Genomic DNA, 26,604 nt, shown 5'->3' with positions numbered 1-26,604 from the left:
CGCATGACCACCACCCCCGATACCGACATGCTGATGACGGAGACGCTGGCCGAACGCCATCGCCTCATCGAGTTGGCGGAGCAGTTTGGCGACGACGACTGGTCTGCGCCCTCACTCTGCGACGGCTGGCGGATTCGAGAGGTCGTCGCCCACCTCACGATGCCGTACCGTCTACGTCCTCTTGGGTACCTCGTCGGGATGCTGCGCCACGGCTTTAAGTTCGATCGCTTTGCACAACAGGATGCTCTCGGCGCCACCTCTGAGTTGTCAGACGCAGAGCTTCTGAAGCTGTGGCAGTCTCACGCCGACAGCCGCTGGCAGCCGCCCGGAGGTGGTCCGGCCGGCGCCCTCAGCCATGAGCTGATCCATGGTCTCGATGTGACGGTCGCGCTCGGGCTGCCGAATGCACCCGCGGAACGGCTCGCCCTCATGCTGCGCGCGGCTGACGACCGCAACTTCACGTATTTTGGAGTGGACCTGACCGGAGTCCGGCTGGAAGCGGACGATGCTGATGCAACGGTCGGGCACGGCTCGGTGATTCGGCTACCGGTGCACCTGCTCGTTCTCGTCGTGACGGGGCGCCGCCGATTGGACGATGTACGGGAGGCAGCATGACCACGATTGCTCACTTGCGTCAGACTGCGCTGGGTTTGCCGGAGGTGACGGAAGGCACCCACTTCGGGATGACGGCGTTCTTCGTCCGGGGACGAGGGTTCGTCTCCGTTGCTTCCCCTGACATCGTGCAGGTCAGGCTGTCGCCCGACGAGGTCGGTCACGTACTCGAAGCACATTCGGGCAGCGAAGCGATCGAGAAGAACGGCGGCGCTATCGGCATCCGTGTTCCCCTCACCCTGGTGACGGGGAAGGACCTGAATGACCTCGTAGTCCGTTCATGGATGTGGCGCGCGCCCAAGAGATTGGCACAGCGCCTGATAGAGGCTCAGCAGACGGGGTCGGATGCCGGTGACCTGCCTCGGTCACTCGGCGCTCCCGCGACACGGGCGCTTCTCACGGCAGGACTGTCGACTCTCGATGAGGTCGCCGAGACGTCACCGTCTGAGGTTGCAAAGCTACATGGAGTAGGTCCGCGCGCGATGCGATTGCTCACCGAGGCACTCGCTGAAGGGGAGCGCGAGTGGCACGACCCGCGTTAGAGGCGTGAGTATGTGCTCACTGTGCGGGTTGTTTCTCGAAGGCGAGCTTGACCGCGAACCCGGCCAGGAGCGTCCCCGAAAGCCATCCCTGAAGACGCATGGCCACCGGTCGCGTTCGCAGGAACCGTGAGAGACGTCCCGCACTCGCGGCGATCAGGCCGTTCACGACGACGCCGATGACGATCTGCACGCCGCCAAGAATGAGAAATTGAACCCAGATCGTTTGGGCCGGATTAATGAATTGAGGCAGCAGGGCCGCATACAACACCGCGATCTTCGGGTTCAGCAGGTTCGTGATGAGACCCATTCCAAAGAGGCGCAGCGGACGGACGGGAGCGATAGCCACGGGGTCGAACGCCGAGCGCCCGCCGGGCTTCAGCATGTGCCATGCGAGGTAGGCGAGGTAGATGGCACCGGCAATCTTGACAACGACGAACGCCGCTGGAACAGCGGCGAACAGGGTCGCCAGCCCCAGCGCGGCGGCTGCAAGGTAGGCGAAGAAACCGACAGCTGTTCCGGCCAACGCGATCATTGCCGCTCGCGTTCCCTGGGAGATCGACCGGGAGACCAGGTAGATCATGTTCGGTCCCGGCGTCAGCACCATTCCGAGCTCAATGAGCGCTACGCCCAGTATGGCGGTCCAGCTGACGAGCACGTGGCCTCCTGACTCGACGGTGCAACCGCTTGAACGCTACTCCCGGCGTGAGGGGTCGCTGAACATCCAGCGCGCGCTTTCGGTGAGAGTCATCACTTCAGCGCGCCGCGTTTGCCCGCAGCTATGACCGGGAATGGGCGGACGAAGGTGGCGTCGATTCGAGCGCACGGATGAGCGACGCAGCATCGAACGGGCCGACGTGACGCACTCCGTTGACGAAGAACGTCGGTACCGCCGAGATCTCCATCGCCTCAGCGTCGAACGCATCGTCGCGAACCCGAGCCGCAACCTCAGCCGAGTTGAGGTCAGATTCGAATCTGTCGATGTCCAGGCCCAGTTCGTCGGCACGGCGCAACATGTCAGCGGGTTGCTGGTGCTCCTGGTCGGCGAAGAGACTGCGCATGAATTCGCCGAACTTGCCCTGACGAAACGCTGCTTCAGACGCCTCGGCCGCGGCAACAGCATTGGGATGGTACGCGGAAAGCGGCGCGTGCCTCCAGACGTATCGAACGTTGTCGCCGAGCTCACGCTGCACCTCTCGCACGGCACCAGTCGCCTTGAGGCAGAACTCGCACTGAAAATCACCGTATTCGACAAGCGTGTATGGCGCGTCCTCCGGCCCGTAGACGTGGTCGCGGGCAGGGTCGACGGGGCGTACCAGGGTGTGTCCGATATCCGACGAGGGAGTGGACCGCTCCGAGATGCGGAAGAAAAGCGCAGAAGCAGCAAACGCGATGACGGATGCTGTCAGCACACCCACCCGCGCGATGTTCTGCACCTCCGTATCGCTGATCGCCAGGCCGACGATGAACAGTGAAATCGTGAAGCCGATTCCCGAAAGCAGGCTGCCTCCCGCGATGCGCCGAAGAGTCAGGCCGGGTCCGAGACTGCCGACGCGAAAGACCCGGGTGAGCCAGACCATGCCAAAGATGCCGACGAACTTTCCGACGACGAGGCCGACGACGATCGCCCACATGATCGGGGAGCGCACCGCATCGGCGAGGATTTCCCCATTGATTCTCACACCGGCGTTCGCCAGCGCGAACAGCGGAATGATCGCGTATGCGATGACCGGTGCGTATGCGGATTGGAGCCGTTCGTTGATCGAGATGGACTCGCGCAGGCTGTTCGCCGCTGCGCGAGCGTACTGCGAATTGGGGGACTGGCGGAATGTTTGTGTGAGACTGAGTGCGTGCTCGACGTCTCGGCGATTCGGACGGTAGACCGGCACGAGAAGCGCAATGGCCACTCCCGCCAGAGTCGGGTGCACGCCAGATGCGAGAAAGGCGAGCCACACGATGACCGAGAGGATGCCGTATGTCGGCCCGCGCCCAGCGCGCAGGTAGCGGGTGAAGAAGATTCCCGCGAGCCCGACGGCCGCGATCGCGAGGGGAAGAATCTGCAGGTCGTCGGTATAGATGAGCGCGATGATCGCGAGCGCGCCGATATCATCGACGACGGCCATGGCGAGAAGAAACACACGTAAACGCCCTGGCGCCCGGGGCCCGACAAGCGCAAGTGCGCCGACGAGGAACGCCGTGTCGGTTGAGATGACCACGCCCCATGCTTCTTCGGCACCCGTTCCAGTGGCGATGATGACGTAGAGGAGTGCGGGAACAGCGAGCCCGGCAATCGCGGCTGCGACGGGCACCATGGCCCGCGACCAGGTGGTGAGCTCCCCAATGGCGAACTCGCGGCGGACTTCGAGGCCAACGGTGAAGAAGAAGACAGCCATGATCGCGTCATTGACGAATGCGTGCAGGGTGAAGTTGAGCTGCAGGTCTTCGAGTCCGATCACGAGGTGCGTTCCCCAGACCTGCTCGTAAGACGCGTACGAGACGTTCGCCCAGATGACGGCAATGATCGTTGCGACCAGCAGGAGCAGCGCGCCAAGCCGGCTTTGGCCCATGGCTTGAATGCGTTCCGTCAGAGGCGGGCGTGGCGGCGGTGTCGCGCCGCTCTGGGTCGGGTCGGGCGAACGCGTGATGACGGTGAGGCCGAAGTCAGGATGCTGAGCGGGGGTCGTGGGCGGTTGGGGAGCATTCATCGCGGGAGCCTTCCGCTCGTTCGATTAGCGCTGGATCTGACGGGGAGGCCATGCAGAACGACCGACGCGGCCCGCCATGACACTACGTAGCGCGAAACGGCGCGTCACTATTCCGAGATGGCGAAAGTCTGACGGAATAACGTCCTCGGCGATAGGTTGACCTTGGAGACGGATGCTGTCGGGGGCGCACACCAGCCGGCAGCACTGACGACCGCGCTGCTCGGCGCAGAAGGAGGAACTCATGACCGACAAGCGAGTAATCATCGTCGGCGGACACGGCAAGATCGCCCTGCTCGCTGCACCAAAGCTGGCCGCTGCGGGGTACCGCGTCGAGTCGTTGATCCGTGACCCTCAGCAGAGCGACGATGTTCACCGTGCCGAAGCCGAACCTGTGGTTCTCGACATTGAGAGCGCCGATGTCGATGCACTCGCCGAGGCCTTCGCTGGCGCCGACGCCGTCGTCTTCTCCGCCGGGGCAGGCGGAGGTAATCCGCAGCGCACGGCTGCGGTCGACTTCGACGCTGCCACTCGAACGATGGACGCCGCGCTCAAGGCCGGTGTCGATCGCTACGTCATGGTCTCGTACGCTCGAGCTGCTGTCGACATTGACAACCTCGAACCCGGCAATTCGTTCTATCCCTACGCCAAAGCGAAGCACGATGCCGATGAGTACCTGCGCGGCACGGACCTCGATTACACGATCCTCGGGCCCGGACGACTGACGCTCGAACCGGCATCGGGCACGATCGTCCTCGCCGATGAAACCGGTGAGGGAATCAAGCAAACGCTGTCTGCCGATGAGAAGGTCACATCGCGCGAGAACGTCGCCGAGGTCATCACCTACGTGATCGCGCAGAACGCGGCGGTCAACGAGACCGTCAACTTCTTCGACGGGGACACCGCCATCTCCGACGCGCTCGCCTGACGGAACCTGCCGCGCCGGCCACGCTGGGGAGCCAGCGAACCGGAATAAATAGCTGCACAATGTGTTGGCAGGTGGTGGACGCACACGGAGGATTATGTCGGCGAGAAGCACAATCAACGCGGGGAACGATGCCAAGGGCGAGTCACCTGACCCCGCTCGGTGGCGAATTCTCGCGGTGCTTCTCGTCGCGATCTTCATGTCGCTCATCAGCGTCAGCATCGTTAACGTGGCGCTGCCGTCGATCCAGAGCGGACTCGGAGCGTCACAATCCGACATTCAGTGGGTGCTCTCGGGCTACGCGCTGACGTTCGGGATCGTTCTGGTGGCGGCTGGTCGCGCAGGCGACGTCATGGGGCGCGGCGGAATCTTCATTGTCGGCGTGATCGTCTTCACAGCATCCTCGATCGCTGCCGGCCTTGCCCCGAACGCCGAGTGGCTCAATGTCGCCCGGTTTGTGCAGGGCATCGGCTCCGGGCTGCTGAATCCGCAGGGCGTCGGCATGATCCAGCACTATTTTCGCGGGGCGGAACGCGGTAAGGCGTTCGGTTATTTCGGCAGCGCCGTTGGCGTCTCAGTCGCCATCGGCCCCGTGCTCGGCGGTCTGCTTATCAACCTCGGCGGGCACGAGATCGGCTGGCGGCTGACGTTCCTCGTGAACGTCCCCGTCGGCATCGTCGCCGTCATTCTGGCGCTCCTCTGGTTTCCGCGGCCCTTGATCAGCCGCGGCCAGGCTGCACCGGTCGACGCGGAGGTGCCCGCGCGGCGCAGCCGCTCTATGGACATCGTCGGAGCCCTGCTTCTCGGTTTCGCCGTGCTGTCGCTGCTCTTTCCCTTTGTCGAGACGGGCGTGTCCGGCTTCATCTGGCTGCTGTTGCCGGCCGGCGTTCTGCTCGTCGCAGTATGGATCATGTGGGAGCGTCGCTACGCACGTCGCGGGCACAGTCCGATGGTTGATCTGAAGATCTTTGCAACCCGCAGCTTCGCCAACGGCACCGTGATCGTCACTCTCTACTTTCTCGGCATGACGAGCGTCTGGGTGCTGATTGCGCTCTACATGCAGGACGGACTCGGTCACTCAGCTTTCGAAGCGGGGCTCGTCGGCATTCCGTCGGCCATTCTCTCGGCATTCTCGGCGCACTGGGCAGGCAGCAGGGTCGCTCGTTACGGGCGAAAGATCGTTGTCGTCGGACTGCTCATCGCCCTGCTCGGCCTGGCATCGACGGTCGCCGTGGTGCTCTTGAACCAGATCGGGGCCGCAAGCGAGTGGTGGATGCTGCTGTCGCTGTCGTTCATCGGAACGGCTCAAGGCGTCGTGATCAGCCCTAACCAAACGCTGACACTCGCCGACGTGCCGTTGAACTATGCCGGAAGCTCCGGGGCCATCATGCAGACCGGTCAGAGGATCGGAACCTCGGTGGGCATCGCGGTGATCACCGCGGCGGTCTTCGCCTCACTTGCCTTTACGGAATGGCCAGTCGCCATGGCCATCGGCTTCGCGCTCATCGGCGTTGTCGTGATCGCCGCGCTCATCGTCGCGATTGCCGACCTGCGTTATCGTGCTCGGTCGCACGGCGCCACGTTCTGACCATCCGGGACTCGGGTGCGTGAGCCCAGCATCCTGCATCTCGCCACCGATTTCGCCGAGTACGCCTCCCGATTCCACGCACGGCTGCCAGTGGCGATAGTGTGGTCAACTGTCCAAAGCAGTCACTGTGACATCACGGAAGGACGAGGAGCCGCGGTCCGTTCCCGGCCCGGCGGACGAACATGAGCACCCTCGATTCCACCGAAGACCTGATCCGGCAGCTGAAGAAGAGCGCCAAGCGGCGCAAGCACGAGAAAAAGCACGGCACGGACTGGATCGTATTCAGCGTTGCCGCCGTTCTCGCGGTTGCCTTCGTCGTCTGGGGTTTCGTCACACCCGCAGGCCTCGGCACCGTGGCCGATGCGGCCCTCAACGGCACGATGAAGAACTTCGGCTGGCTGTTCGTGATCGCGGCGACGGTGTTCACCGTCTTCGTGATCGTGGTGGCCGCGAGCCGTTTCGGCGCCATTCCGCTCGGTAAAGACGGCGAGGGGCCGCAATTCAAGACCTCGTCATGGATCGCCATGATGTTCGCCACGGGAATGGGCATCGGGCTCATCTTCTATGGCGTGGGCGAACCGCTATTCTTCTACATGTCGCCGCCTCCCGGAACCGTCGACGGGCAGATTCCGCAGGCAGTCAGCACCGCCATGGGCACGACAATGTTCCACTGGACGCTCTATCCATGGGGAATGTACGCGATCGTCGGCCTCGGCATGGCCTACGGAACATACCGGCTCGGCCGCAGCCAGCTGTTCTCGTCGATGTTCACCTCGTTGTTCGGCCACAAGGTCGTGAATGGCTGGGGCGGCAGGGTCATCAACATCCTCGCCATCATCGCTACTCTCTTCGGTTCCGCGTGCTCCCTCGGTCTCGGAGCGCTCCAGATCGGCGGCGGCCTCGAATCGACCGGCATCATGCAGAACGTGGGCACGGGCCTGCTCGTGATCATCATCGCCGTGCTCACGGCGCTGTTCGTCGCTTCTGCCGTTTCGGGCATCGAGCGCGGCATTCAGTGGCTGTCGAACATCAACATGGTGCTCGCGATTCTGCTCGCGGTCATCGTCTTCATCGGCGGCCCGACGCTGTTCATTCTCAACGTCATTCCCGACACGATCGGCGCGTTCATCGGCGATCTTCCGCAGATGGCGTCGCGGACGCCGGCCAGCGATGCGCCTGCCGTCGCCGAGTGGATGTCGACGTGGACGATCTTCTACTGGGCTTGGTGGGTGTCATGGACGCCCTTCGTGGGGCTCTTCATCGCGCGCATCTCCCGCGGTCGCACCGTGCGCCAGTTCGTCACGGGTGTTCTGCTCGTGCCTTCGGCGATCTCGATCATCTGGTTCGCGATCTTCGGCGGCGGAGCAATCGGGCTGCAGGAACGTGCTGAAGCCGCGAATGACAAATCTCAGATGCTCGCGCAGATCGTCGACGGCGCGCCGAACATCGACTTCGACACTGTTCTGTTCGACTTCCTCGGCCAGATGCCTGTTCCCGACTGGATCACTGTCGTGCTGATGGTGATCGCGGTCATCCTCGTCGCGATCTTCTTCGTCACGGGAGCTGACTCGGCCTCAATCGTCATGGCAGGACTGTCAGAGAACGGAGCTGAGGAGCCGACGAAGAAGCTCACGCTGTTCTGGGGCGTCGCGACCGGTGCAGTCGCGGCCGTCATGCTGCTCGCCGGCGGAGATAATCCCGCCGAAGCGCTCAACGGCCTGAAGAACATTACGATCGTGTCCGCCGTGCCGTTCGTGATCGTCATGCTTCTGCTGTGCATCGCCCTGTGGAGAGACCTCTCGAAAGACCCGCTTGTGCTGCGTGGACAGCTTGCGCGACACGTTCTCGTCGAGAGCGTCTCGAGCGCCGTCGAAAAGCACGAGGGGGCGTTCGAGCTCACGACCTCAGAGGCCGAGGAGATCGAAGCGGACCTCGACGAAGCAGCGCGCCGGGAGGCCGCGAAGATCGACGACAGCAGAGGGCACGACGATGCCGCGGCCGCGAAGCGCGACGACGAACAGCCTGGCAGCGACGCGCGAGAGCAATGACTGCCCGCGCCCGTGGACGCGCCTCGGCGCTCCACGGCGCAGGCCGCGTGGCGTGCGATAGAAGAGCGTAGGAGGCGGACATCGTGAAGGCATCGGTCGTCGGAGTTCACCAGAGCGAGACACACTCATTCAGCAAGCCGACGGTCGGCGAGATCACGCTCGTCGAGGGAATCGGCGTGGCAGGCGATGCGCACTCTGGCACGACAGTGCAGCACCTTTCGCGAGTGAAGAAGAACGCGTCGACGCCGAACATGCGTCAAGTGCATCTGATGCATCGCGAACTCTTCGAACAGCTCGCGCGCGACGGATACAGCGTCGTGCCCGGTGACCTCGGCGAGAACATCACCACGAGCGGTGTCGACGTGCTCGCGCTTCCGGTCGGAACTCGGCTGATGATCGCCGACGCGGTGATCACCGTGACCGGATTGCGCAATCCGTGCTTTCAGATCAATGACTTTCAGCCGGGGCTGCTCAAGAAAGTGCTGTTCACGAACGACGACGGCGAGACCGTGCGGTTGTCGGGCGTCATGGGCATCGTCTCTCGCGGAGGAGTCGTTCGTTCCGGCGACGAGATCACCGTGACGCTGCCGCCCGAGCCGCACTATCCGCTCACGCCGGTCTGATCGGGGCACCGCGGAGCTGTTACTCCAGCCGGTCGCGAAGCGCCCGGGCTGCCCGGCCGACATTGTCGGCGTCGGTGACGGCGCGAACGACGACAATGCGCTGCGCTCCAGCTCCGACGACGCGGTCAAGGCGCGCGCCGCCGGTGATGCCTCCGATAGCGAACCACGGCTTCTGGGCGGACTCGGCAGCTCGCCGCACGGGATCGAGGCCGACAGCATCCCTGCCCGGCTTTGTGGGGGTTTCCCAGACCGGGCCGACGCAGAAGTAGTCAATGTCGGCGTCGTCGTCTGCCGCCTCAGCCTGCCCGACGGAGTGGGTTGAACGGCCGAGAATCACATCGGGCCCGAGTAGCGCACGGGCTTGCTCGCTCGAGAGATCACCCTGCCCCACGTGAAAGACGTCGGCGCCGACGAGAGCTGCAACGTCGGCTCGATCATTGACGGCGAAGAGCTTTCCATGCCGTCTGGCAGCCGCCGAGAGCACCTCGAGTGCTTCGATCTCATCGCGCGCCTCAAGTGATTTGTCGCGCAGCTGAATGACGTCGACCCCGTTGGCGTAGGCGGAGTCGAGAAACCGGGCGAGATCGCCGCGATCGCGACGAGCGTCGGTGCACACGTACAGCCGCGCCTTCTCGAGAGCACGCTGCCGTGCAGCTCGGACCGCGTCGTCGTGCAGGGTCACGGGTCGCAGATTCGTGGGCATGTGCCTAGAGTAGAGGAAGTTCGCGGGAGCCTCGTTGAGGCTGAGAGGGCCACGTGCCGACCGCCAGACCTGATGCGGATCATGCCGCCGGAGGGAGAAACGCACATGCATGCTGTCGTCGTCGGCGCGGGAATCATCGGTCTCGCGACCGCGTGGACACTCGCGGACCGCGGCTGGGCGGTCACGATCGTCGATCCACGCCCGGGGGAGGGCGCAAGCTACGCGGCGGCCGGAATGCTCGCCCCGGCCTCGGAGGTGGTCTGGGGACAATCACCGCTGCACCCGCTGATGCGGGCGTCGGCCGACCAGTACCCCGTGTTCGCGGAACGTCTCGCGGCGGCATCCGGTCACGATCTCGGGTACACGCAGACGGAGACGCTCGTGTGCGCCGCCGATGTCGCTGACATGGCGAGCCTGCGTGAGCTCAGTGCGCTGCAGCGCTCGCTCGGTGAGACCGTTGAACTCATCAGCGGCACGAGCGCGCGCACACTCGAGCCGGCGCTTGGCCCCGGAGTGTCCGCTGCCGTGCGCATCGGTGGCGATCATTCGATAGACCCTCGCCGAGTGACAGCGGCTCTCATCGCGCTCATGAGCGGCTCCATCGTGCGTCGCCATGCCGTGGCGCTCGTCTCGGACGGACGTCGCACCAGAGGGGTCGCGCTCGACAACGGGCAGAACATTCAGGCGGACCAGGTGGTCATCTGCGCGGGCGCTGACACCGGCTCCATCGAGGGGATGCCTGACGTGCCCGTGCGCCGCGTGTGGGGCGATGTCGTGCGCCTCAGCGCCCCGCAGCGACTTCAGCCGCTCGTGACGCGCACCATTCGCGCTCTTGTTCGAGGACGCGCCGTCTACCTTGTGCCGCGAACCGACGGGAGCCTCGTGCTCGGAGCAACGACGCGAGAAGACGAACTCGCCGGAATCAGCGCCGGGGGAGTGCACCAGCTGCTGCGCGACATCGAGCAGGTCGTGCCTGGCGTACTCGAGTGTGAGATCACCGACGTCACCGCTCGCGCGCGGCCGGGATCGCCCGACGACCTGCCGCTGATCGGACGCGTCGACGACGGATGCGTCGTCTCGACGGGGTACTTCCGGCACGGCATCCTGCTCGCGCCTCTCGGAGCCCGGCTGACGGCTGACCTCGCGGCGGGCGAGGCCGGGGATGCCGAGACTCTGAGCATTGTCGCCTCGGATCGATTTGCTCCAGCCACGCGAAAGGAAGAACGAGTATGAGCACGAACGTGAACGGCATCACGGTGAACGGTGCCCCGCACAGCATCGAGAACGGCACGACGCTCGTCGAGATCGTCGCCGATCTCACAGGTCGGGACCTCGGCCAGGACGGAACGCCCGCGGACGGCGCGAGTCTCGGCGTCGCCGCCGCCGTCGACGGCACCGTCGTTCCGCGCAGCCGCTGGTCCGCGCACGTTCTCGAGAGCGGGCAGACCATCGACATCGTCACAGCGGTGCAGGGAGGCTGACATGACCCTCGACACGGCACGGACCAGCGCGATGACAGCATCCGATCCTCTGCAGATCGACGGGGTGACTCTCTCGTCGCGGCTCATCATGGGCACGGGAGGAGCGACATCGCTCACGTCTCTTGAAGACGCGCTCATCGCCTCGGGTACCGAACTCACGACCGTCGCAATCCGCCGTTTCGACGCTGCATCGCAGACGAGTGTCTTCGCGCTGCTCGAACGACTCGGCATCCGCGTGCTGCCGAACACGGCGGGCTGCTACACCGCTCGCGATGCTGTGCTCACGGCGCAGCTCGCGCGCGAGGCGCTCGGAACCTCGTGGGTCAAGCTCGAGGTGATCGCCGACGAAGAGACGCTGCTGCCCGACCCCGTCGAGCTGTTCTCTGCCGCCGAGCAGCTCGTGCTCGACGGATTCACGGTCTTCGCCTACACGAACGACGACCCTGCGCTTGCCAAGAGACTCGAAGGTGCGGGCGTCGCCGCAGTGATGCCCGCCGGCTCGCCGATCGGCAGTGGGCTCGGCATCCTCAATGCGCACAACATCGAGACCATCGTCGAGCGAGCGACGGTGCCCATCGTGCTCGACGCCGGGATCGGAACCGCGTCGGATGCTGCGCTCGCGATGGAGCTCGGATGCGACGCGGTTCTGCTGGCCAGCGCTGTCACCCGTGCGCACGATGCCCCCGCGATGGCGCGGGCGATGCGCCTTGCCGTGGATGCCGGTCGTACCGCGCGCGCTGCCGGGCGCATTCCCAAGCGGTCGCTCGCGCGCGCCTCATCGCCCTTCGAGGGCATGGTGACGCGACGTCCGTCTGAGGCCGACCTGTGACGCGGCTCGCCGCCGATGCAGCGGGGACGGGCGCGCTCCCGCCGCTCGTCGAGCCGCATCCCACGCTGACGCGCCGGGAGATCGAACGCTATTCGCGGCACCTCGCGCTTCCTGAACTCGGCAGCGTGGGGCAGCGGCGACTGCGCAACGCCTCGGTGCTGGTCATCGGCGCCGGCGGTCTCGGCGCGCCGATCCTGCACTATCTCGCGGCGGCGGGCATCGGTGCGATCACGGTGATCGATGACGACGTCGTCGAAGCATCCAACCTTCAAAGGCAAGTGCTGCACCGCGAGGCCGATGTCGGGCGGCGCAAGGTCGATTCGGCACGCGATGCTCTGCTGCGCCTGGACCCGACCATGACGGTGACAGCGTTGAATGATCGGCTGTCGGCGGACAACGCACGTGAGCTGTTCTCTCGGCACGATCTCGTTCTCGACGGGGCAGACAACTTTGCCACGCGGTACCTCGCGAACGACGCGGCCGAGCTGACGGGCACCCCGCTGATCTGGGGCACCATCATTCGGTTCGCGGGGCAGGTGAGCACCTTCTGGCCGGGAAAAGGGCCGATGCTTCGCGATCTGTTTCCCGACGTTCCCGCAGCCGATTCGGTGCCGAACTGCGCCGAGGGCGGTGTTCTCGGGGTGCTCTGCGGCACGGTTGGGTCCGCCATGGCGACCGAGGCGATCAAGCTCATCTGCGGGATCGGCGCTCCGCTTGTCGGGCGGCTCCTGCGCTATGACGCTCTCACCGCCGACTACTCCACCTTGCAGTTCACGGTGGATCCGCAGCGCCCCATCGTCGCAGATCTTCGGGAGGCCGAGGAGGCATGCTCGGCTCTGTCCGGGGGTGCAAACATCAAAGGGACGGATGCCGGGGAGCCTGACGTGGGCACTGACGACCTGAGCACTGACGACCTGAGCACTGACGACCTGAGCACTGTCGACGTGGCCTCGCTCGCGGTGCGGCTCGACGCAGCATCCGAAATTCACGACCTGCTCGCCGTTGTCGACGTGCGTGACGACTGGGAGCGCGAGCTGTCGGCGATTCCCGGGTCTATGCACGTTCCGCTCGAGCGCATTGAGCGCGAGGGCTGGAGCGCGGTTTCAGATGTATGCGACGGCGCCAGCGAAATGGTGCTCTACTGCAAGAGCGGTGTGCGCTCGGCGCGAGCACGTGACCGGCTCGCTGCAGAGTCACCGGATCAGGTCACCGTGCGTTCGCTGGCCGGGGGAATCGACGCGTGGGAGCGGGGCCGTGGCACCCGCTGACGTCGCCGGACGTCACCCATGCATGTCGCGCATCTCGACACTGCACAGCCGACACTGCACAGCTCGACCCTGCACGTCTCGACACTGTCGGCCCAGTGCCATAGCGTGAAGAGGGTTCAGCGCGCCAAGAGCGACGGCGGCGGAGCTGACACCGACAACGTGAAGGAGAAGCGGTGATGACCGAAGTTGTGATGTTCCACCACGTGCTCGGCCGTACAGACGCGATCGAGTCGATCGCCGAGACTCTCAGAAACTCGGGGCACGTCATTCATGTGCCCGACCTCTTCGACGGCCGCACGTTCGACTCGATCGACGACGGAATCGCTTTCGCTCAATCCGTCGGTTCCGACGAGCTTCTGGCCCGTGCCCGGGCCGAGGTGCAGAGCCTTCCCGAAGATATCGTGTACATCGGGTTCTCGATGGGCAGCGCTTTCGCGCAGAACCTCGTGCAGACTCGACCTGGAGCGCGCGGCGGAGTTCTCGTGTACGGCTGCGTCGATCCCGACGCCTTCGGGCCGTGGCCAGACAACGTTCCGGTGCACATCCACGCGATGGAGTCCGACCCGTTCTTCGTGGGTGACGACGAAGCGGCGGCGAAGGCTCTCGACGCCGCGCACGAGAAAGTGAGTCTGTTTCTGTATCCCGGTGACGGCCATCTCTTTCTTGAACGCAGTCACAGCGACTACGACGACGAGGCCGCCGAGCTCGCGATGAGTCGCATCGATTCGTTTCTGACGTCGCTCGACATGCGCGACGGGGACTGATTTCTCGCACACGGGCACCGATATCGTTGGTGCATGGGTGAAGCGGATGCTGTCAGCGCGGTGGCTTCGCTGCGGAACCAGCTGACAGACATTGCCCGAGAACTGTCGGACGCCCAGGTTCCCACAGAGCCGCTCGCCGATTATGTGCCCCCGCGCAGGGTCGCCCTCGTGTTCCGCCGTGACTCACGACTCGTCGAGACCGCCCGCGTGTGGCGGCTCGGAGTGCTTCTCATCGATACCGGCGCTGGGCTCTACGCCGCCGGTGAGACGACGCGAGCCGTCGAACCGGGATGGCCGCAGCATCAGGCCACGTCCATGGAGATTCGCCGAGAGTATCGCGGCGCCGCGCTACGCGGTGGCTTCGCGACAGGAACGACGATCAACATCACAGCGACGCCGATCGACGTGACCGAAGAAGGACTGACGGATGCTGCCGGCCCGGTGTTCCTTCGCGAGGGCGTCATTCGGGTGCGATGGTCTGCGCACGTCGGGGACGACGCGGCGATGCCGATTGACGCCTATCTCACCGAGCGAATAGAGCTTCTGCGGCATCCTCCCGAGGGCGCGTGAAAAGATAAGAGCATGCTCGCAGCATCAGATGTCACGATCCGCCCCCTCGCCGTCGACGACGAAGCAGAGGCGCAGGCGGCGCACAAAGCGCTGGCCGCAGACGGCTTCTCGTTTCTTCTCGAGCAGGTCGAGGGGCAGTCGTGGCACGATTACGTGCAGCGTCTTGCCGAGATCGAACGCGGCGAGCGACTGGCGCCGGGGCGCGTGCCCGCTGCGTTCCTCGTCGCCGAAGTCGACGGGCGCATCGCCGGACGCGTGTCGGTGCGCTTCGAGCTGAATGACTACCTTGCCGACGTCGGCGGTCACATCGGGTACGGCGTTGTACCCCGATTCCGCCGGCGCGGGGTGGCCTCAGCGCTGTTGCGCCGCGGACTGCACGAGCTTGCCGCTCGGGGCACGGAACGCGCGCTCATCACGTGCGACGACGACAACGTTGCCTCGAAAGGCGTCATCGCGCGCGCGGGCGGCGTTCGCGATGCGCGACGTCCGCGAGCCGTACGCGACGGCGAGGCCAAGCTGCGCTTCTTCGTGCCTGCGGTGCTGTGACGACGCCCCGAGAGGCAGGCCGCGTGATCGTGAGCGACGAGCAGCAGCGCATTCTGCTGCTGCGCGGCTCCGATCCCGAGCCTCCCGGCTCGCCCACGTGGTGGTTCACCCCGGGAGGGGGATGCGAAGCGGGCGAAACGCATGTGCAGGCGGCCATGAGGGAGGTTCGCGAAGAGACGGGACTCGTTCTTGAGCACGTAGACGGCCCCGTCTTCGAGCAGGTGCAGTCGTTTCGGTTCGCCGGGCGCGATCTGGTGCAGCACGAGCTGTTCTTCACGGCGACGGTGCCCGCCTTCGTATCGTCGAACGCCGGCTGGACGCCGTTGGAAAAGCGGACGCTGAGCGAGGCGGCGTGGTGGAGCGTTCACGAGATGCGCGCGACAGACGAAACGATTTACCCGACGAACATCGTCGACATCGTCGAGCGATTTCGAGCATCCGGATCGCACCCTCCGTCAGCTTGACGGAATGGCTCTCGGCGACAAGCATAGAGCGCATGTCCCACAGCGTCGTCCAGGTCAATCTCATCGTGTCGGACCTCACGCGAACGCGCGAATTTTACAGGCACCTGGGGTGGGAGCTCCTGGCGATGGGCGACCGTGCGGCCCGGTTCTCCGGCGACGATCTCGTTGTCGCATTTCATCTTCCCGAGTTCGTTCAGGCGTGGGATCGCGCGTACTCGGGCGGATGCGGGGGCAGCACGGTCATCGACGTCGACTGCGATTCGCCGGACGATGTCGATGCCACCTTCACGTCACTCGTCGAGGCGGGAGCGACGGTGCGGCAGCCGCCGAACGACACGTTCTTCGCATGCCGGTATGCCGTCGTCGCCGACCCCGATGGCAACCTCGTCGGTCTCAAAGCTCCGCTGGCGTAGCGAAGCCAAGCACTAACGATGCGATTCCCGCCGTCCAAGCGGTAGCGAGATTGCGAGTAATGGAAGCTCAGCGGGCAAACTCAGCGGCAAAACTCAGTAGGGAGACTCAGCGCCGATGTGGGAGTCGTACTCCCATGTTGTCGGTGGCAGCGTCGCAGAAGGCGTCCATCCGTCAGCCGACGCGAGCCATTCGTGTGCTGCACACTCGGCGCTGTCATGCCGGCCAACGAGGGCACCTGAACGTCGTAACCATCGGATGGCGAGATCTTCTGCCACGCCCTGCGCTCCCGGCGCGCTCGGCATTTCCGCGCACACGCGTGCGAGCAGCTCAGCGCATCGAGTTCCGCCTGTCTGCGCGAGCGAGAACGCAATGGTGCCGAGGTCGTCGGCCTGAAGCCCGGCAACGCCACGCCGCACGACAGGAGGTGGCGTGACAATCGGTCGCGGTGGCGGTGATTGAAGAATTGTGACGCGCCAGTCGTAGTCGTCGCTCTCGAAGGCCTCACGTGCGGCAGGGAGGACCCGGTCGCTCGGGCATTGTCGCACGTCCACGGGCAAGAGCATCCGTACGCGGGACGCGATGGTGCTCTGGGGACGGTCTATGGATTCAGCGATCTGCACAGCATCGAGTCCGCTGCGTACCGCAGCGATCAGCCGCTCGTAATCGGAATCGGTCCATGGCTTCCCAGAGCGCGCTGGCTGCTGCGGCATCTTCACCTGCGGAAATGGCAAGGTCATCGTGTCTCCTCTCAACGGTGTCTCGCAAGTATTGCGTTTTCAACCGTCCTGTGAGCGGGGCGATGCGTGTGAGAGTGGAAAGCCCGTGCCGATGGCCGCGTGTGGACGAAGAGTCGGCGTCAGCTCTTCTCCCTCGCGGCGCGCTTCTGATCGCGCGCGAGAGCCGCGAGGTCGACGTCGACGAGGCGCTTCATGCGGCTCTTGCGCATGCGGTCGTAGACGTCGCCCTGGTCGGGAACGAAACCAGGGGGCCCGACGCGTTTGCGCACTTCGCGGCCGATGTCTTCCCACGCGTCCGTGCGAGCGCGCTCAATGATCTCGGTCATCTCAGAGTCGTCGTCTGCCCGCTCGCGAAGTCGCTCGGCGACCATCCGATGCACTTGCGGCCGCCTCCGATGTGCTTCGTCGTCGTCTGGCCCTGGCTTGCGGAACCCGCGTGCGCGCTCGAGCCGCGACGCCGTCTGATCGTTCTCTGCGGCGAGTGAAAGCACACGCTGCCTGGCGGAGCCGGCGAGCTTGTCGATGTCGAATCGCTCGTCGTTGCGAATGGCGTTGACGATGAGCGTGTTCTTGACCGCCATGCGCACCGAAGACATCGCAATCAGAACGCCTTCCTCGACGACACGCTCGATGGGCGCGAGCGTCGTCGACGCGGGCGGCACATAGCGGCCCACATCGCGGGTGCGCTTGCGGCGCCGGAGACGAGAGAAGAACGACACACCTCTATTGTGTCTGGGTTGTGGCGACTTGGGGAACCTGCAGCTCGGAAACAAGTCGATCGAGCACGTCGAGACCGTCGGGAGACAGCACGGACTCGAGGTGACCCTGCACCGAAGCGATGCGGGGACCGCGAAGCGCGTGCACGATTCCGGTCTCGGTGTCGCGGGAGATCTCCAGGGACATGCGAGGTGTGAGATCGCCCTGTTCCGACACGGCGGCGAACGTGTTGTAGAAGCCAATGCGCGCATCTTTGCCGAACAGATCAACGGTGTGCTGCACGCCCTGGCGCGGGGCGGCCAGCGGCACGACATCGAGACCGACCATGAGCGACAGGATCTGATGGCTCAGGCACACGGCCAGCATTGGCAGCCCACTCGATATACGGTCGCTCATGAGCCGACGCAGCCTGCCGATTCGCTGCTCTGTCGAACGTGGATCGCCGGGGCCCGGTCCGAAGACCACGAGATCGTCGTTCGCCGTCGGATTTGCGCGCTCCCAGCCGACGACTCGCGCGTCGAAGCCCAGGTGCGTGAGCTGATGCACCAGCATCCGAGTGAAGTCGTCGCCGGCATCGATCACGAGCGCGGTCTGCCCCCGCGAAGGTCTCTGCTGCTGCGGCTGCCTCCAGAACGGTGCGATGTCGCTGTTGCGCGCGTTGAGGAGATCGTCGAATCGAGCGTCATTCGGCAGGGGTGCCCCGGCGGTGCCGCGCGGGAGCACGCCGAGGGCGCTGAGCACTCCGGCCGCTTTCACCCGTGTCTCGGCGACCTCATTCTCAGGCGTCGAGTGCCGCACGAGCGTTGCCCCCGAGGAGACCGTGACCGTCCCATCGTCGTCGAGGTGAGCCGTGCGAATCAGAATCGGGGCGTCGAGGTCGTAGCCCGACGCTGTCGGCGCGAAGCGCGCGAGCACTCCCGAGTAATAGCGACGCCCCGTCGTTTCGTGCCGTGTGATGACGCGGCATGCGTTCTGCATAGGGGAGCCGGTGACGGTGGGAGCGAACATCGTCTCCCGCAGCACGTCTCGCACGTCGAGCGGCGTGTGCCCCTCGAGAAGGTACTCGGTGTGCGTCAGCCGCGACATGCGTTTGAGGAACGGTCCACGCATTCGTCCGCCGTCGGGACATACGGTGCTCATCATCTTGAGCTCCTCGTCAACGACCATGACGAGTTCTTCGCTCTCTTTCACATCCTCAAGAAATCGCAGCATGCCGTCGGTACTCGCGCCGCCTGCGGGGTGACGATAGGTTCCGCTGATGGGATTCATGCCGACGACGCCGTCGCTGACGCTGACATGCCGTTCAGGCGTGGCTCCGACGAGCGAGATGCCCGGCGTGCGAACGGCGAACGTCCAGTACGCTCCGCGCTAACTGACGAGGAGCTCACGCAGCCAGCTGAGGAGGGCGACGACGCCGGTCTCGGCCGTACGAGCGGTGACGTCACGGCGAATCACGAAGTTCGCGCCCTCGCCGCGGCCGATCTCATCGTCGATCACGGTCTGCACGATCTGCGCGTAGGTCTCGTCGTCGATCGTTGTGGTCACGTCAGACACGTCAGCAGGATGCTGTGGAAGAGCAGCGAGCACGTCGTCGATGTGCAGCGTCTCGCGCTGTGCGACGACGAGACACCGAAGCGGCGTGCCGTCGTCGTGTGCGTCGTAGCCGCGCTCCGCGACCTGCCGGAACGGCACGAGCGCGAGCACCTCAGCGCCCGTCAGCGGAATGTCGGCGAGGGTTGGCACATCGATGACCGATCCCGCGAGGACATCGATGGTCGGGTCGTTCTCGCGGCGGATGATCGCGAACGGAACGTCATCGGCGAGGAGCCGGGGGAGGAGCGAGGGCGAAGGCATGGGTCACTTTCTGGTCTGGCCCCTGCCGGCTGCCGTCGATACACGCAAAACGACCGCCTCGAGGGGCGGTCGTCGTGCGTCGAATACGATGAGCGAACCGCCTGTCAGGCGGTCCACCACTGAAAAGTCGTTTCGACGTGCATGTGCTGATCGTAGCGCATCAATCGACCACTGCGGTCACCTCTGGTATTCGCGCTGGCTTCTGCAGGAGCTTCTTGATCGGACCGAGTGCGGCCTCGATGGTCATGAGCCTCATCGCGATGTTGCGCACGTGAGCCAGCAGAGTGCTGCGCCGGAACATCAGTCGGGCGAGTTGTCGCGAGTTGGATTGAGCAGATTCGACGCGCGGTCTCTGCTCGGCTTCGTAGGCGGTCAGTGCTGCACCGACGTCTGTGCTCACTGCGTCTGCCAGCACGCCGGTCAGCACCCATGCCGATTCCATGGCCATTCCTGCGCCGATTCCTGCCGTGGGAAGGAACCCCGCTGCTGCGTCGCCGAGCAGAACGGTTCGGCCGCTGGCCCACGGACGTGCGCGGACGTCGTCGAGCACCCAGTAGAACGGGTCCTCTGCAGCAGTCACGGCGTCCAGAACGCGCTCAAGGCGTGGTGTGTGCGAGGTCAGGCGGGAACGGATGCTGTCGACGAACGCCACGGGACCGACCGCCGTGTCGTCTCGCGGTCCTCCGATGAACGCGCCGACGGCCCCGGCGACCGGGTAGCTGCCGACGAAGAACCCGTTCCCCCACATCTCCTCACCGAGATCGGTGTCGGCGTCAGCATCCGTCCACACGACCCAGCCGCCCCACCCGGTGATCGTTTCGGAGGGCTTGGCGCCTCCGGGCACGAAGCGGCGCGTGTGCGAGTGGATGCCGTCAGCGATGATGACGGCGTCGAACGTCGCTTCATTCGGACCGTCGGGGGAGTCGAAGCGCACATGCGCTGACTCGGTGCCGTCGCTCAGGGAACGCACGGTGGTTTCGAGCGAGACCGGCGCCCCCGAAGTCGTGAGCACATCGAGCAGAGCGGCGCGGCTGATGCCGCGGTAGTCCCCGAAGTCGCTCAGGATCGCGCCGAGCGAGTCTTCACGCAGCGTGGACCCGTGGTGGTCGAGCACGCGGTAGCGGTCGATGTGCGTGCTCGCCTGCACGTAGGCGTCGCGCACTCCGAGGTCATCGATGGCGGCATCCACCATCGGCATGAGGGCGAGCATGTATCCCGCGTTGTCGAACGACGAAACCCGGTCGACGAGCACGGGCTCAAGCCCGCGCGCGCGATGGAGCTGTGCGGCCGTCGTGCCGGCGATGCCTGCTCCGACGATGAGAACCCGCAGCGGGTCGTCAGCACTGGCACGCAGCTGTTCCGACAACGGGGTTGGTATGAACATGTCGCCTCCTCGTGGACTGCCTGGTCCAAGTGTACATCGTGCTGGACCGCGCGGTCCAGAGTGGATATCATCGTCGTGTGGCAATGTCCGACGAGCGCAGAGATCAGCTGGTGAGAACGGCCGCGCGCGAATTTGCGCGAGCGGGGTTCGAGCGCGCGTCGCTCAACGCGATCATTCGGGACTGTGGCCTGAGCAAGAGCTCCTTCTACAACATCCTCGACTCCAAACTGGCGCTGTACGACCTCGTCGTGCGCGATATCTCGCAACGGCTCGTGCGCGATCTCGACCTGCCCGCTCCCACGTCGTTCGGCGACTCCGCGTACTGGCAGACGGTCGTCGACGTCATCGTGCGACTCACGCAGGTGCTCACGAGCGACGACGTCTACACCGACCTTGCCCAAATGCTCTACGACACCCAGGCGCCCGACGAGCCCAACGAGGCAGACCGCGTTCTCGACGCGGCGAGTGCCTGGATCCGCGAGCTGGTGCACGTGGGGCGCGACTGCGGCGCTGTGCGCGCTGACCTCCCCGTCTCGCTGCAGGGGGAGCTCGCGTTCACCATGCTGCGCACCTTCGACGAATGGAGCGTGCGCAATCTCGATACCCTTCCCCCAGACGACCTGCCGGCGCTCGTCGACGCGCAGCTCGCGGCCCTGCGGCGGCTCTTCGCCCCGTAGGAGGCGCGGCTCTCACCGGCGCGCAGGGCGTCTCGGCTGAGTCCCGCGGGTCAGAAGAGAGACCCGTGCGCGTCGATGCCTCGCGGGTGCACAATGTGCGGATGATCGGTCTCGCTCGGCGGATGCTCCTTGAGCTCTTTCATTGCCCGATACGGCTGTCCCTCGGTAGGAGTCGGAATGGGAACCCACTGCCGAAAGGCGTCGAACTCTGACGGCCGGGCCTGCTGGTCGTGCAGTCCGGCGCCCTGGGCTGTTGCGTCATGCCGGCGAACCGGCTCATGTGCCGTGCTCATATTTCTCACGGTACTCCCGACCACCGTCACCGACAAGATTTCGTGAGCGAGTGTCGGTTTTGCGATGGTCAGCGGAACGTTGACGCCAACGAGGTGACGGATGCTGCGACAGCAGCCGCCGCAGCCTCGGCGTGCTGCGGCTCCGCGGTCGCGGGGAATGTAAAACGCACACTCGTCTGCGCGAGGTCAGGCTCGATGCCGAGCGCCGTGAGCACGTGCGACGGTTCGTCGCTTCCCGCCGCGCACGCCGATCCAGACGACGCTGTGACGCCCCGTCGTTCGAGTTCGAGCAGAACGGCTTCGCCGCTCGTCTGCCGAAAGCAGAACGACGCGTGGTTCGGCAGCCGCGACGTTGAGCTTCCCGTGAGGAATGCTCCGGGAGCGTCGGCGAGAACGCGGGCGATGAACGCGTCGCGCACGCGCGCAGCGCGCGCGGCAGCATCCGTTCGTTCAGACTCCGCCAGCTCGAGCGCGGTTGCGAGGGCGACGGCGAACGCCACGTTTTCGGTGCCCGACCGCCGGCCGCGCTCTTGCCCTCCGCCGTGAATGAGCGGCTCGACAGGCACTCTGCCCCTGATACCGGCGACCCCGATGCCCTTCGGAGCGCCCACCTTGTGCCCCGCCAGTGTTACGGCATCGGCGCCGAGATCGGCGAGAGGCAGCCAGCCGGCCGCCTGAACAGCATCCGTGTGAAACGGGATTCCGTGTTCGCGGGCGACGGTCGCGAGCCCGCCGACGTCGGCGACCGTGCCGATCTCGTTGTTCGCGTAAGAGAGCGACACGACGGCGGTGTCGGAGCGCACAGCTGCGCGCAGCGCCTGAGGAGTCACGGTTCCGTCCGGAAGCACCTCGACGAGCGTGACCTCGAAGCCGTGATGCCGTCTGAGGTAGTCAGCCGACTCCAAGACGGCCTCGTGCTCGATGGGGGAGGTCACCAGATGCCGGCCCCGCGTTGAGGCGAGGGCGATGCCGATCACCGCGAGATTGTCGGCCTCGGTGCCGCTGCTCGTGAACGACACGTCACCGGCACGCATACCCAGCACGCGGGCGACGCGGGCGCGGGCGTCGTCGAGGGCCTCGGCAGCACGCTCGCCGAGTCGATGATGACTCGACGGATTTCCGAACTCGCCCGTGAGAAAGGGCCAAGCCGCCTCGAGTGCCTCTCGGCGCACAGGCGATGTCGCGGCGGTGTCGAGATACACGTCACACTCCGTCGACGATCATGTCGAGGCCCAGATCGAGCGACCGGATGCTGTGGGTCAGCGCCCCTGACGAGATCACGTTGACGCCTGTCTCCGCAATGCCGCGCACCGTCTCGAGCGTTACATTCCCGCTCGCCTCGACGACGGCGCGCCCGTCGACGATAGTGACGCCCTCGCGCAGCTCGTCGAGTGTGAAGTTGTCGAGCATGATGATGTCGGCCCCTCCAGCGATCACGGGTTCGATCTGGTCAATGCGATCGACCTCGACCTCGATTGTCGTCGTGTGGCCGAGGCGTGCGCGAGCGGCTCGGATCGCCTCGGTCACCGACATGCCGCGCGAGGTCAGCACGGCGAGATGATTGTCTTTCGCCATCACGGCGTCCGAGAGGCTGAACCGGTGATTGTGGCCGCCGCCGCATCGCACGGCGTGACGTTCTAGTGCGCGAAGCCCAGGCGTCGTCTTGCGCGTGTCGGCGATGCGCACGCCCGTTCCGTCGACGGCGGCAACGAAAGCGCTTGTCACGGTCGCAATGCCCGAGAGGCGCTGACAGAAGTTGAGTCCGATGCGTTCGGCTCGAAGCAGTCCTCTCGCGGGGCCGGACACGGTTGCGAGCGTCTCGCCCGCGCTGAAGCGCTCGCCGTCGGCGACGTGCACCGTGACCCCGGTGTCAGTGCTCGTCAGGCGAAAAGCCGCAGCGAAGACGTCGCCGCCCGCGAGCACGCCGGGCTCACGAGCGCTCAGCACGGCTGTGGCTCGGGTCCCTGCGGGAATGAACGTCTCGCTCGTGATGTCTCCCCACGGCGCGTCTTCGTCGAGCGCCAGCTGAACGACACGGTCGATGTGGGATGCGGTCAGCATGCGAGAGCCTCCTGGGCTAGTGCGGTGGTGACGGATCGCGCCTGTTCGGGGTCGGCGTCGGGGTAGTCGAGGCGCGCGTGCGCCCCGCGGGTCTCACGCCGGGCGAGTGCCTGTCGCGCAATGACGCGCGCGACGAGCAGAAGGTTGCGGTTCTCAAGGCCCTCACGCGTGATCGGCGTGAGCGATGCCTCTGCATCCCACGCATTGAGCCGACAGATGGCGTCGTTGAGTGACGATTCGCATCGCTCGAGGCCGAGCGCGCTCCAGGCGAGGCGCTGAAGATCGCTGCGGTCGAGCGCAGGCGCCACGATCTCGGTCACGGCAGGTGACAGGGGCGGATGCTGTCGCTTGTTGCCGCGCGGCACAGCGGCGGCCGCGCGCTCGGCGAAGACCGCTCCTTCGAGCAGAGAATTCGATGCGAGCCTGTTTGCGCCATGCACACCCGTGTGCGCGGCTTCTCCAACGGCGACGAGCCCCTCAACGGTCGTCCGTCCCTCGAGGTCCACCTCGATGCCGCCCATCCAGTAGTGCGCCGCAGGAGTGACCGGCACGGGCTCACTCGTCCAGTCAAGACCGGCCTGCGCAACAGCCGCGGTGAGCGTGGGAAAGCGCTCGGCAAGCCGCGGCACGCCCGTGGCGTCGAGCAGCACCGGCGCGCCGTCCTGCGCGGCCATCGTGCGTGCGAGAGCAAGCGCGACGGTGCTTCGCGGGGCGAGTTCGGCGCGTGGGTCGACGTCGAGCATGAATCGTCGGCCGGTGTTGTCGCGCAGAACAGCTCCGGCGCCTCGTACGGCCTCCGAGATGAGAAATCCGCTGCCGGCGAGGGCGGTCGGGTGAAACTGATAGAACTCGGCGTCGGCGATGCGGGCGCCCGCGCGCAGGGCGGCGGCCACACCGTCCCCGGTAGCGCCGCGCGGGTTCGTCGTTCGTTCATACAGCTGTCCACTGCCACCCGTGGCGATGACCGTGGTCTCGGCCAGCATCCGGATGGGGCCGGTGGGCGTGAGAACATCCGTTCCGACGACAGCGTCGTCCCGCACGACGAGGTCGATCAGAAGGGAGTTCTCGAGCACGGGTATCCGGCGTTCCCGCACGCGCTGTGCCAGCGTGCGTGCGATTGCTCGCCCTGTGGCATCGCCTCCCGCGTGCACGACGCGCGGATACGAGTGTGCGGCTTCAAGGCCTTGGGCAAAACCGGTGCCGTCGGTATCGAAGTCCACGCCAGCTGCCGCGAGGCCGCGAATGCGCTCGGGGCCCTCGCTGCACAGCACGCGAACGGCGTCTTCGTCGCAGAGCCCTGCCCCGGCGCGCACGGTGTCGTTGATGTGTGCGTCGACCGAGTCATCATCGCACAGCACCCCGGCGATGCCGCCTTGCGCCCGTGCAGTGTTGCCGTCTCCGAGAGCATCTTTCGTGACGATCGTCACGTCGTGCTCGGCTGAGGCGCGCAGCGCTACCGTAAGTCCGGCGATGCCGGAACCCACGACGATCACGTGTGACACGGTCAGGCCTTCGGCTTTGCCGCGAGCATCCGTTCGAGCGCGATTCGCGCCGGTTCAGCGACATCGTCCGAGACCTCGATGCGGTTCTCGACGACGCCGCCGACAAGGCTTTCCAGCACCCAGGCGAGGTAGCCCGGGTGGATGCGGTACATCGTGGAGCACGGGCACACGATCGGGTCGAGGCAGTAGATCGTGTGCTGCGGGTACTCGGCAGCGAGACGCTGCACGAGATTGATCTCGGTTCCGATCGCGAATGTCGTGGGTTCCGTCGCCGCGGCGATTGCCTTGGTGATGTAGTCGGTTGACCCGTACTCGTCTGCTGCGTCGACGACCTCCATGGGGCATTCCGGGTGCACGATCACTCGCACGTTCGGATCGTCCTGGCGGGCCTTCTCGATCTGACTCACCGTGAAGCGCTTGTGCACGGAGCAGAACCCCTGCCACAGCAGCACTCGCGCGTCGTTGAGTGCCTCGGTCGTGTTGCCTCCGAGGGGGCGTGCAGGGTTCCACAGCGGCATCTGCTCGAGTGGAATGCCCATGTGCTTTGCCGTGTTGCGGCCGAGGTGCTGGTCGGGAAAGAACAGTACGCGCTGTCCTCGCTCGAACGCCCACTCGAGCACGGTCTCGGCGTTCGATGATGTGCACACGATTCCGCCGTTGCGCCCGCAGAAGCCCTTGATCGCCGCAGAAGAATTCATGTACGTCACGGGAATCACGGGCACGCGCCCGTCGGCGTCGGGCTCCGTGCCGTAGACCTCGGCGAGCTGCTCCCAGCACTCTTCGACTTGATCGATGTTGGCCATGTCGGCCATCGAGCAGCCGGCGGCAAGGTTCGGCAGGATCACGCGTTGGTTGGCACCCGAGAGCAGGTCGGCGGTCTCTGCCATGAAGTGCACGCCGCAGAACACGATGGCTTCAGCATCCGTTCGAGCCTTAGCTGCGTTGGCAAGCTGGAACGAGTCGCCGACGTAGTCCGCGTACTGCACGACCTCGTCGCGCTGGTAGAAGTGGCCGAGCACGACGACGCGGTCGCCGAGCGTCTGTTTGGCTGCGCGGATTCTCAGATCCAGCTCATCGTCAGATGCCCGGCGGTACTCGTCGGGCAGCTCACCCTGACGCGGTGCGGCGGCGGGAATGGCGTCGTCCATCGATGCGCCCGGACCGTAGCCGGGGGAGACGTCGACGTCCCACGGCGCAGTCAGGAGGTCTGTCGTGCAGACACCGTCCGGCGATGCTGCTGAGATGTCTCGGATGGTCAGGTCGACAGATGCCGTCGTGTTCATGGCTGTGTCCTTTGGGAGGT

The 26,604-nt window shown here is 65.5% G+C and carries 29 protein-coding genes, 1 pseudogene and 1 riboswitch; of the genes and pseudogenes, 16 read left to right on the top strand and 14 right to left on the bottom strand.

Annotated elements, in window-relative coordinates:
- The first annotated feature begins 3 nt into the window (after positions 1-3).
- Positions 4-615, top strand: a complete 612-nt coding sequence (locus ATJ78_RS13390) for a maleylpyruvate isomerase family mycothiol-dependent enzyme (RefSeq protein ID WP_098408702.1) — start codon at positions 4-6, stop codon at positions 613-615.
- The gene (locus ATJ78_RS16125) at positions 612-1,154 is read left to right on the top strand and encodes a hypothetical protein (protein WP_098408701.1); all 543 of its coding nucleotides are present in this window, start codon (positions 612-614) and stop codon (positions 1,152-1,154) included. The genes ATJ78_RS13390 and ATJ78_RS16125 overlap by 4 nt, the downstream gene beginning before the upstream one ends.
- A gap of 16 nt (positions 1,155-1,170) precedes the next feature.
- Here ATJ78_RS16125 and ATJ78_RS13380 read toward each other — a convergent pair whose 3' ends face one another.
- Both ATJ78_RS13380 and nhaA read right to left on the bottom strand, forming a co-directional pair.
- Positions 1,171-1,809 carry a LysE family translocator gene (locus ATJ78_RS13380; RefSeq protein WP_245836325.1) on the bottom strand — a complete coding sequence of 213 codons (639 nt, stop codon included), beginning with the start codon at positions 1,807-1,809 and terminating at the stop codon, positions 1,171-1,173.
- Between the two features lie 121 nt (positions 1,810-1,930).
- Positions 1,931-3,856: a Na+/H+ antiporter NhaA gene (gene nhaA, locus ATJ78_RS13375; protein ID WP_098408700.1), complete on the bottom strand. Its 1,926-nt coding sequence runs from the start codon at positions 3,854-3,856 to the stop codon at positions 1,931-1,933.
- Between the two features lie 241 nt (positions 3,857-4,097).
- Between nhaA and ATJ78_RS13370 the strand changes: the two genes are divergently transcribed.
- The 4 genes from ATJ78_RS13370 to ATJ78_RS13355 all read left to right on the top strand — a co-directional run bounded on the left by ATJ78_RS13370 (position 4,098) and on the right by ATJ78_RS13355 (position 9,037).
- Entirely contained in the window at positions 4,098-4,781 is a 684-nt protein-coding gene (locus ATJ78_RS13370; protein WP_098408699.1) for an SDR family oxidoreductase, read from the top strand.
- A 94-nt stretch (positions 4,782-4,875) separates the two neighbouring features.
- Positions 4,876-6,366 carry an MFS transporter gene (locus ATJ78_RS13365; RefSeq protein WP_098408698.1) on the top strand — a complete coding sequence of 497 codons (1,491 nt, stop codon included), beginning with the start codon at positions 4,876-4,878 and terminating at the stop codon, positions 6,364-6,366.
- 182 nt (positions 6,367-6,548) lie between these two features.
- The gene (locus ATJ78_RS13360) at positions 6,549-8,414 is read left to right on the top strand and encodes a BCCT family transporter (RefSeq protein WP_098408697.1); all 1,866 of its coding nucleotides are present in this window, start codon (positions 6,549-6,551) and stop codon (positions 8,412-8,414) included.
- Positions 8,415-8,494: 80 nt separating this feature from the next.
- Complete coding sequence (locus ATJ78_RS13355) at positions 8,495-9,037, top strand: MOSC domain-containing protein (RefSeq protein ID WP_434061515.1); 543 nt, start codon at positions 8,495-8,497, stop codon at positions 9,035-9,037.
- Positions 9,038-9,056: 19 nt separating this feature from the next.
- On the opposite strand, the gene thiE is transcribed toward ATJ78_RS13355, so the two are convergent.
- Positions 9,057-9,740, bottom strand: coding sequence for a thiamine phosphate synthase (thiE, locus tag ATJ78_RS13350; RefSeq protein ID WP_211288469.1), 684 nt, complete (start codon positions 9,738-9,740; stop codon positions 9,057-9,059).
- A gap of 12 nt (positions 9,741-9,752) precedes the next feature.
- Positions 9,753-9,853: riboswitch (TPP riboswitch) on the top strand.
- Between thiE and thiO the strand changes: the two genes are divergently transcribed.
- The 9 genes from thiO to ATJ78_RS13305 all read left to right on the top strand — a co-directional run bounded on the left by thiO (position 9,846) and on the right by ATJ78_RS13305 (position 16,075).
- Positions 9,846-10,973, top strand: coding sequence for a glycine oxidase ThiO (gene thiO / locus ATJ78_RS13345; RefSeq protein ID WP_098408695.1), 1,128 nt, complete (start codon positions 9,846-9,848; stop codon positions 10,971-10,973). Its footprint overlaps the riboswitch before it by 8 nt.
- Positions 10,970-11,221: a sulfur carrier protein ThiS gene (gene thiS / locus ATJ78_RS13340; protein WP_098408694.1), complete on the top strand. Its 252-nt coding sequence runs from the start codon at positions 10,970-10,972 to the stop codon at positions 11,219-11,221. The genes thiO and thiS overlap by 4 nt, the downstream gene beginning before the upstream one ends.
- 1 nt (position 11,222) lies before the next feature.
- Positions 11,223-12,050 (top strand): thiazole synthase, encoded by an 828-nt coding sequence (locus ATJ78_RS13335; protein WP_098408693.1) that lies wholly within the window; start codon positions 11,223-11,225, stop codon positions 12,048-12,050.
- A complete protein-coding gene (gene moeB / locus ATJ78_RS13330; protein ID WP_098408692.1) occupies positions 12,047-13,318 on the top strand; it encodes a molybdopterin-synthase adenylyltransferase MoeB in 1,272 nt (423 codons plus the stop codon). The genes ATJ78_RS13335 and moeB overlap by 4 nt, the downstream gene beginning before the upstream one ends.
- Before the next feature lie 176 nt (positions 13,319-13,494).
- On the top strand, positions 13,495-14,082 hold the full coding sequence (locus tag ATJ78_RS13325; protein ID WP_098408691.1) for a dienelactone hydrolase family protein: 588 nt from the start codon (positions 13,495-13,497) through the stop codon (positions 14,080-14,082).
- 33 nt (positions 14,083-14,115) lie between these two features.
- Positions 14,116-14,652: a hypothetical protein gene (locus ATJ78_RS13320; protein WP_098408690.1), complete on the top strand. Its 537-nt coding sequence runs from the start codon at positions 14,116-14,118 to the stop codon at positions 14,650-14,652.
- A 12-nt stretch (positions 14,653-14,664) separates the two neighbouring features.
- Positions 14,665-15,198 carry a GNAT family N-acetyltransferase gene (locus ATJ78_RS13315; RefSeq protein ID WP_098408689.1) on the top strand — a complete coding sequence of 178 codons (534 nt, stop codon included), beginning with the start codon at positions 14,665-14,667 and terminating at the stop codon, positions 15,196-15,198.
- Positions 15,195-15,662 (top strand): NUDIX hydrolase, encoded by a 468-nt coding sequence (locus ATJ78_RS13310; protein WP_169923459.1) that lies wholly within the window; start codon positions 15,195-15,197, stop codon positions 15,660-15,662. The genes ATJ78_RS13315 and ATJ78_RS13310 overlap by 4 nt, the downstream gene beginning before the upstream one ends.
- 32 nt (positions 15,663-15,694) lie before the next feature.
- A complete protein-coding gene (locus ATJ78_RS13305; RefSeq protein WP_098408687.1) occupies positions 15,695-16,075 on the top strand; it encodes a VOC family protein in 381 nt (126 codons plus the stop codon).
- A 93-nt stretch (positions 16,076-16,168) separates the two neighbouring features.
- On the opposite strand, the gene ATJ78_RS13300 is transcribed toward ATJ78_RS13305, so the two are convergent.
- The 6 genes and pseudogenes from ATJ78_RS13300 to ATJ78_RS13285 all read right to left on the bottom strand — a co-directional run bounded on the left by ATJ78_RS13300 (position 16,169) and on the right by ATJ78_RS13285 (position 20,768).
- Positions 16,169-16,813 carry a hypothetical protein gene (locus ATJ78_RS13300; RefSeq protein ID WP_098408686.1) on the bottom strand — a complete coding sequence of 215 codons (645 nt, stop codon included), beginning with the start codon at positions 16,811-16,813 and terminating at the stop codon, positions 16,169-16,171.
- A gap of 119 nt (positions 16,814-16,932) precedes the next feature.
- Positions 16,933-17,532, bottom strand: a complete 600-nt coding sequence (locus ATJ78_RS13295; protein WP_098408685.1) for a hypothetical protein — start codon at positions 17,530-17,532, stop codon at positions 16,933-16,935.
- A gap of 4 nt (positions 17,533-17,536) precedes the next feature.
- Entirely contained in the window at positions 17,537-18,112 is a 576-nt protein-coding gene (locus ATJ78_RS16245) for an aminodeoxychorismate/anthranilate synthase component II (RefSeq protein WP_342744810.1), read from the bottom strand.
- A 153-nt stretch (positions 18,113-18,265) separates the two neighbouring features.
- Positions 18,266-18,877, bottom strand: a pseudogene (locus ATJ78_RS16240) (chorismate-binding protein); the annotation flags it as partial.
- Between the two features lie 21 nt (positions 18,878-18,898).
- Entirely contained in the window at positions 18,899-19,384 is a 486-nt protein-coding gene (locus tag ATJ78_RS16235) for a hypothetical protein (RefSeq protein WP_342744799.1), read from the bottom strand.
- Between the two features lie 160 nt (positions 19,385-19,544).
- Positions 19,545-20,768, bottom strand: a complete 1,224-nt coding sequence (locus ATJ78_RS13285; RefSeq protein WP_098408684.1) for an FAD-dependent oxidoreductase — start codon at positions 20,766-20,768, stop codon at positions 19,545-19,547.
- An 83-nt stretch (positions 20,769-20,851) separates the two neighbouring features.
- On the opposite strand from ATJ78_RS13285, the gene ATJ78_RS13280 reads away from it, so the two are divergent.
- Positions 20,852-21,445 (top strand): TetR/AcrR family transcriptional regulator, encoded by a 594-nt coding sequence (locus ATJ78_RS13280; protein ID WP_098408683.1) that lies wholly within the window; start codon positions 20,852-20,854, stop codon positions 21,443-21,445.
- 50 nt (positions 21,446-21,495) lie between these two features.
- On the opposite strand, the gene ATJ78_RS13275 is transcribed toward ATJ78_RS13280, so the two are convergent.
- The 5 genes from ATJ78_RS13275 to nadA all read right to left on the bottom strand — a co-directional run bounded on the left by ATJ78_RS13275 (position 21,496) and on the right by nadA (position 26,584).
- A complete protein-coding gene (locus ATJ78_RS13275; RefSeq protein WP_098408682.1) occupies positions 21,496-21,738 on the bottom strand; it encodes a hypothetical protein in 243 nt (80 codons plus the stop codon).
- Positions 21,739-21,806: 68 nt separating this feature from the next.
- Positions 21,807-22,940, bottom strand: coding sequence for a cysteine desulfurase family protein (locus ATJ78_RS13270; RefSeq protein ID WP_098408681.1), 1,134 nt, complete (start codon positions 22,938-22,940; stop codon positions 21,807-21,809).
- Between the two features lies 1 nt (position 22,941).
- Positions 22,942-23,799 carry a carboxylating nicotinate-nucleotide diphosphorylase gene (gene nadC, locus ATJ78_RS13265; RefSeq protein WP_098408680.1) on the bottom strand — a complete coding sequence of 286 codons (858 nt, stop codon included), beginning with the start codon at positions 23,797-23,799 and terminating at the stop codon, positions 22,942-22,944.
- Positions 23,793-25,301: an L-aspartate oxidase gene (nadB, locus tag ATJ78_RS13260; RefSeq protein ID WP_098408679.1), complete on the bottom strand. Its 1,509-nt coding sequence runs from the start codon at positions 25,299-25,301 to the stop codon at positions 23,793-23,795. Before nadB ends, nadC begins: the two co-directional genes overlap by 7 nt.
- A 2-nt stretch (positions 25,302-25,303) precedes the next feature.
- Positions 25,304-26,584: a quinolinate synthase NadA gene (nadA, locus tag ATJ78_RS13255; RefSeq protein ID WP_098408678.1), complete on the bottom strand. Its 1,281-nt coding sequence runs from the start codon at positions 26,582-26,584 to the stop codon at positions 25,304-25,306.
- Positions 26,585-26,604 lie beyond the last annotated feature (20 nt).

The organism is Paramicrobacterium agarici, from assembly GCF_002563955.1.
Lineage (GTDB): Bacteria > Actinomycetota > Actinomycetes > Actinomycetales > Microbacteriaceae > Paramicrobacterium > Paramicrobacterium agarici.
Note: the sequence above shows the minus strand (reverse complement) of the source record. Positions and strands in the feature narration are given on the sequence as shown.